The organism is Brachybacterium sp. 107 (assembly GCF_052379725.1).
GTDB lineage: Bacteria > Actinomycetota > Actinomycetes > Actinomycetales > Dermabacteraceae > Brachybacterium.
Genome location: NZ_JBQSYW010000050.1, coordinates 1 through 361 on the forward strand (window position 1 = coordinate 1; position 361 = coordinate 361).

At 65.7% G+C, this 361-nt stretch carries 1 pseudogene; it reads left to right on the top strand.

The annotated features are described in order from the left end of the window. Positions 1 to 361: pseudogene (locus ACT3UL_RS19230) on the top strand (hypothetical protein); the annotation flags it as partial.

Sequence of the window (361 nt, forward strand, 5' to 3'; positions counted from 1 at the left end):
CCGCTATGGACACAAGGTCGTCGAAGCAGGACGCCCTGACCGGCGCCAACGGCGGCTGAACGGGAAGTCCGACACCCTCGACGCGGAGAACGCCGCCCGCTCCGTACTCGCCGGCTTCGCGACAGTTATTCCGAAGACCGCGGACAGCAGCGTCGAGATGATCAGACAGCTCAAGATCGCGCACGACTCCGCCGTCACCGACCGTTCCGCCGCGATCATCTCGATAAAGGCGATGCTCGTTCACGCTGATGACACGCTGCGCCGCGAGACGAACCGGATGACGCCGATCAAGCTCGCCCGCCACCTCGCAGCGCTGCGCCCTCGCAACCTCGAGACGCCAGCAGACTCTCTCCGCCATGCA